The organism is Lentzea sp. (assembly GCF_036380075.1).
In the GTDB taxonomy this organism is placed as follows: domain Bacteria; phylum Actinomycetota; class Actinomycetes; order Mycobacteriales; family Pseudonocardiaceae; genus Lentzea.
Map to the genome: position 1 here is coordinate 1 of NZ_DASVFL010000139.1, position 5,089 is coordinate 5,089.

General features: G+C 70.2%; 7 protein-coding genes and 1 pseudogene. 5 read left to right on the forward strand and 3 right to left on the reverse strand.

The annotated features are described in order from the left end of the window. Together VF330_RS16965 and VF330_RS16970 are read left to right on the forward strand one after the other, a co-directional pair. Positions 1-438: DUF6286 domain-containing protein (locus VF330_RS16965; protein ID WP_330852571.1), on the forward strand; the 438-nt coding region annotated here is incomplete at its 5' end. Further along, positions 435-974, forward strand: a complete 540-nt coding sequence (locus VF330_RS16970; RefSeq protein WP_330852572.1) for an alkaline shock response membrane anchor protein AmaP — start codon at positions 435-437, stop codon at positions 972-974. The genes VF330_RS16965 and VF330_RS16970, both read left to right, overlap by 4 nt. 63 nt (positions 975-1,037) lie before the next feature. Here VF330_RS16970 and lipA read toward each other — a convergent pair whose 3' ends face one another. Genes lipA through VF330_RS16985 form a run of 3 tightly spaced genes read right to left on the reverse strand, consistent with a single transcriptional unit; the run spans position 1,038 to position 3,326 of the window. Then, positions 1,038-2,039, reverse strand: coding sequence for a lipoyl synthase (gene lipA / locus VF330_RS16975; protein ID WP_330852573.1), 1,002 nt, complete (start codon positions 2,037-2,039; stop codon positions 1,038-1,040). A gap of 53 nt (positions 2,040-2,092) precedes the next feature. Next, complete coding sequence (locus VF330_RS16980; protein ID WP_330852574.1) at positions 2,093-2,983, reverse strand: oxidoreductase; 891 nt, start codon at positions 2,981-2,983, stop codon at positions 2,093-2,095. A gap of 10 nt (positions 2,984-2,993) precedes the next feature. Then, positions 2,994-3,326 carry a hypothetical protein gene (locus VF330_RS16985; RefSeq protein WP_330852575.1) on the reverse strand — a complete coding sequence of 111 codons (333 nt, stop codon included), beginning with the start codon at positions 3,324-3,326 and terminating at the stop codon, positions 2,994-2,996. An 89-nt stretch (positions 3,327-3,415) separates the two neighbouring features. Here VF330_RS16985 and VF330_RS16990 point away from each other — a divergent pair, with 89 nt between their 5' ends. The 3 genes and pseudogenes from VF330_RS16990 to VF330_RS17000 form a co-directional block, all read left to right on the forward strand. After that, positions 3,416-4,006: a TetR/AcrR family transcriptional regulator gene (locus tag VF330_RS16990; protein WP_330852576.1), complete on the forward strand. Its 591-nt coding sequence runs from the start codon at positions 3,416-3,418 to the stop codon at positions 4,004-4,006. 65 nt (positions 4,007-4,071) lie between these two features. Then, positions 4,072-4,752 carry an SDR family NAD(P)-dependent oxidoreductase gene (locus VF330_RS16995; RefSeq protein ID WP_330852577.1) on the forward strand — a complete coding sequence of 227 codons (681 nt, stop codon included), beginning with the start codon at positions 4,072-4,074 and terminating at the stop codon, positions 4,750-4,752. A gap of 249 nt (positions 4,753-5,001) precedes the next feature. Beyond that, positions 5,002-5,089: pseudogene (locus tag VF330_RS17000) on the forward strand (DNA-binding response regulator); the annotation flags it as partial.

Here is a 5,089-nt window from a genome sequence, read left to right on the forward strand (position 1 = left end):
TCCGCGATCCAGCTCGCCCTCGGCGAGGCACCGCTGCTGTCGTACGACGCGGTGGTGGGAAGGCTGCACGGCACGACGTGGTCGGCACGGGAGGTGGCCGTGACGGGAGGGGTCGTCGCGGTCGTCGGGCTGCTGCTGTTCCTGGCCGCGGTCGTGCCCGGCCGCGCCAGGACAGCCGCGCTCGACCAGAACACGGCCGTGTCGTTGCGCGGCCTGCGCAACGCCGTGCGGCTCGCCGCTCACGTCGACGGCGTGGAGTCCGCGTCGGTGAAGGCGAGCCGGCGCAAGGTGAAGGCGGTCGTGCGCACCCGTCGCGCCGTTGTGGACGGCCTCGGTGACGCCGTCCGCACGGCCGTCGAGAACCGAGTCGATGAGTTCGCGCTCGCCCGGCCTCCCCAGGTCGTGGTGAGGGTCAAGGAGCTGAGGAGCACGCCGTGAACCGCTTCCTGCTCGGCCTGCTGGGCCTGGTCCTGATGGTCGCGGGCGGCGCGGCGGTCGCCGTCAACCTCGGGTACGTCCGCCAGGTGGACCGCGGGTCCGCTCTCGTCCCCGGCACGGCGATGCCGCCGACGTGGGTGTTCGTGGTGACCGCCGCCGTGGCGGTGCTGGTAGCGCTGCTGTGCCTGAGGTGGCTGGTCGCCCAGGTGCCGCGGCGCAGGACGACGAGCTGGCGCTGGGCGGAGGAGGCCGGCGCCACCCGTCTCACCTCGTCGACGGCGGCGGCGCCGTTCACCGAGGAGGTCACCGCCTACCCCGGTGTGCGCAAGGTCGAGGCAGAGCTGACCGGCCCGCACACCGCCCCGAACCTGGCACTCGTCGTCCGCGCGGACGGCGACGCGGATCTGCGGGGGATCCGCCGCCGCATCGACGACGAGGGTCTGCCGCGCCTGCGGGAGGCGCTGGAGACCCCGGACCTGCACGCCACCGTGGAGTTCCGGATCGCCGCTTCGAAAGCCGGCGCACGAGTCCAGTGAGGTCGGGGAAAAACACTGAAGCCCAGGTCGGATTCGACCTGGGCTTCAGTGTTCGAGCAACGGCTAGCGGGGTGCCAGGAGGCTCGTGATCTCCTGAGACGCCGACACCGTGAGCAGGTGCTGGAGGTTCTCCGGCAGCTCCTCGCCGCGGGCCTGCTTCGCCTGCGCGTACAGGCGGCCGGCGCGGTAGGAGGAGCGGACCAGCGGACCCGCCATCACACCGAGGAAGCCGATCTCCTCGGCCGTCTCCTTGTGCTGCACGAACTCCTCGGGCTTCACCCAGCGCTCGACCGGGTGGTGGCGCGGGGAGGGGCGCAGGTACTGGGTGATGGTGATGATGTCGCAGCCCGCGTCGTACAGGTCGGCGAGCGCCTCGGTGACCTCGTCCGGGGTCTCGCCCATGCCGAGGATCAGGTTCGACTTGGTGACCAGGCCGAACTCGCGCGCCTGCGTGATGACGTCGAGCGACCGCTCGTAGCGGAACGCCGGGCGGATGCGCTTGAAGATCCGCGGGACGGTCTCCAGGTTGTGCGCGAGCACCTCGGGACGGGACTCGAACACCTCGGCCAGCTGCTCGGGGACCGCGTTGAAGTCCGGGATCAGCAGCTCGACGCCCGTGCCGGGGTTCATCTCGTGGATCTGGCGGACGGTCTCGGCGTACAGCCACGCGCCGCCGTCGGCCAGGTCGTCGCGCGCGACGCCGGTGACGGTCGAGTAGCGCAGGCCCATCGCCTGGACCGACTCGGCGACGCGGCGGGGCTCGTCGCGGTCGAGGTCGGCGGGCTTGCCCGTGTCGATCTGGCAGAAGTCGCAGCGCCTCGTGCACTGCTCGCCGCCGATCAGGAACGTGGCCTCGCGGTCTTCCCAGCACTCGTAGATGTTGGGACAGCCGGCCTCTTCGCAGACCGTGTGCAGGCCTTCGCGTTTGACCAGACCCTTGAGCTCCCGGTACTCGGGGCCCATCTTCGCGCGCGTCTTGATCCAGGACGGCTTCTTCTCGATCGGCGTCTGGCTGTTGCGGACCTCGAGCCGCAGCAGCTTCCGACCCTCCGGTACCACAGTCACGACCTCACCCTACGCCGCGACCCCGCGTGTCCGGCGTCACGCACGCTTGAGAGCTACGGCAGATCCGGTGTGATCCCGGTCAGCTTGGTCGTGAGCTCCCACAGGCGGTTGGCGGCGAGGTCGTCGCGGGCGGCGGCGGTCATCCGCGCGACGGCCGGGTGGCCGCGCAGGCCCTGGAAGCCGTCCGGGCCGTAGTACTGGCCACCACGCGCCTCGGGGGAGGTCGCCGCGTAGAGCTGCGGCAGCGCGCCCATCTCGACGGACTGCGAGAACAGGTGGCTGATCCTGCCGCCGAGGCGGATGAGCGCCGAGTTGTGCGCGCTCGCCATGTTGTTGGTCAGCTCGGTGGCGGTCGCACCGGGGTGGGCGGCGATGGACGTCACGTCCGGTGAACGGCGTTCCAGCTCGCGCGCGAACAGGATGTTGGCCAGCTTCGACTGCCCGTAGGCCGCGCGGGCGCTGTACGGGCGTCGTTCCCAGTTCGGGTCGTCGAAGTCCATGTGGCCGTACTGGTGCATCACGGACGAGACCGTGACGACGCGCGCGCCGGGCCGTTGCCTCAACGCGGGCAGGAGCAGGAACGTCAGCGCGGCGGGACCCAGGTGGTTGGTGCCGAACTGGAGCTCGAAGCCGTCGACGGTCCGGCCGGCGGGGACGGCCATGATGCCCGCGTTGTTGACCAGGACGTCGAGCGCGTCCACCTTCTCGGCGGCCGCGCGCACGGAGTGCAGGTCGGCGAGGTCGAGCTCCAGCACCTCGGCCGACCCCGCGACCGCGCGCCGCGCCGCCTGCCCGCGCTCGACCGAGCGGCAGCCCATGATGACGTGCGCGCCTCTGGAGGCCAGGACCTGGGCGGTGCGCAGGCCGAGGCCGGAGTTCGCTCCCGTCACCAGGACGGTGCGGCCGGTCTGGTCGGGGACGTCTGCGTCGGTCCAACGGCTCATGACGTCATTCCTACCGCCCGGTAACCGCCGAGCGGAAGGCGTCGGCCGAAAGGCGCCCGGAGAGGCGCCCGGTCAGGTGACTGTCGAGCACCGCGCGCAGCACCGGCTCGTCGGCCGCCAGTTCCGCGGTGACGACGTCCTCGTCCACCCGGCTCTCCAGCGCGGCCGCCTCCATGCGGGCGGTCAGCTTGTTCTGCCAGCGGTGGTCGAGCGCCAGCAGCAGCTCGTGCACCGAGCCGAACACGTCCGGGTCCACGATCAGCGGCGCGGACGGGTCGCGACGGGCGTCGCGCAGCACGGCGTCGAGCGCGTCACGGCGGCGGTAGTGGTCTGCCCAGCCCATGTCTCGTACCCCCGGTCTCTCGCATACTCTCGGTATGACACGACCATACCACCGGTACGTACCGTCGGTATGTGAGCTACGTTTCGTCCGTGCGAACAAGGCGTGCCGAGTACTCGGAGTCGACCAGGCAGGCGCTCGTCGACAGCGCGGTCGACCTCTTCACCAAACGCGGGTACGCCGCGACCTCGCTCGACGAGGTCGTGAAGCGCGCCCGTGTGACGAAAGGCGCGCTCTACCACCACTTCAGCGGCAAGCAGGCGCTCTTCGAAGCGGCCTTCACGCAGGTGGAGACGAAGTCGATCGAGTCGCTGACCGCGGTGGTCACCGCCGACGGCCCCGCGTGGGACACGGCGATCGCGGGCGTGCGCGCGTACGTCCGCAAGTGCCTGGAGCCCGAGTACCAGCGGATCATCGTCCACGAGGCGCCCGTCGTGATGGGCTGGGAGCGCTGGCGCGAGGCGGAGGAGCACTTCAGCTTCGGCCTGCTCCGCACGGCCGTGCAGCTGCTCGTCGACGCGGGCGAGATCGAGGAGGCACCGGTCGAGATCATGGCCCGGCTGCTGTTCGGGGCGCTGTCCGCGGCCGCCGGCACCATCGCGAGCTCGTCCGACCCGAAGCGCACCGGGCGCGAGGTCGAACGAGCGATCCTGCGCGTTCTGGAGGGATTGCGCAAGAAGTAGTCGAGCAACGCCCTAGCGGCCGGGCGGACCGTCGATCACCACGCGACAACGAGGTGGTCAGCATCATGATCGAACCGGTCAACACGCGCCTGGGACTCGAAGGCAAGATCGCCCTTGTCACGTCGGGGACGCACGGGCTCGGGCTCGCCGTCGCGAGCAAGCTCTGCGACAACGGCGCCCACGTCATCCTCACGACCTCCGACGACGACGTCGACCTGGAGCGCGCGAAGCTCGTGCTCGCCGGCAAGCCCGGCTCGGTGGCGATCACCCAGCTCGACATCCACGACGAGAACGCCGTGCGGACGTTGCTCGAGCAGGTCAGGCAGGACCGCGGCCAGCTCGACGTGTTCGTCCACCACGCCGAGTCACCGGACCTGACGCCGCTGCTCAACATCGTGGAGCCGCTCGCCAAGTCGCTCCAGGACGGCGGGCGCGTGGTGATCGCCGGCTACACGGTGACGCCCGTGCACGGCGTGATCAGGACGCTGGCGCTGGAGATGGCCTGGTACAAGGTGGCCGTCAACGCCGTCGTCACCACCGTCGTCGACAACGGCCCCATGAACATCGACCCGGAGATGGTCGACCGGCTCGCCATCAAGAGCCCGTCCGGCCGCGTGACGCGGCCCCAGGACGTGGCCAACGCCGTGGCGCTGCTCTGCACCGACGAGGCGGCGTGGATCCAGGGTCAGGTGATCACCGTCGACGGCGGTCTCGAACTGCTGGAGCGGTGGGGCGAGACGCGCTGAGGCGGCCGTCGCGAGGGCCGGATCGCTTGTACGGGTGCGCACTCGGACAACGCTCGAGCCATCCCGGTTCGCGATTCGGTTCTCACCCCGCTGTGAGCGCGCGGTGACCTCAAGTCATCCGCCGATTAGCATGGCTAATTGCTCCTCGCGCATTTGGCGTAACACCTCGCGCAGCCGGGCCCCCCGCTTGCCCACGCGGTCACCGAGTGTAAAACTCGAATTGGTGACCTGGGGGTAAGAGGGGGTCGGATGATCAGAGTGCTACTCGCCGAGGACGTGCAAATGGTCCGCGGCGCATTGGTCGCTTTGTTGAATCTCGAACCGGATATCGAGGTTG

What these genes read in the sequence shown, in the direction of transcription:
- VF330_RS16995 (WP_330852577.1), top strand. Translation starts at nt 4,072, where the DNA reads ATGATCGAACCGGTCAACACGCGCCTGGGACTCGAAGGCAAGATCGCC.
- VF330_RS16980 (WP_330852574.1), bottom strand. Translation starts at nt 2,983, where the DNA reads ATGAGCCGTTGGACCGACGCAGACGTCCCCGACCAGACCGGCCGCACC.
- VF330_RS16985 (WP_330852575.1), bottom strand. Translation starts at nt 3,326, where the DNA reads ATGGGCTGGGCAGACCACTACCGCCGCCGTGACGCGCTCGACGCCGTG.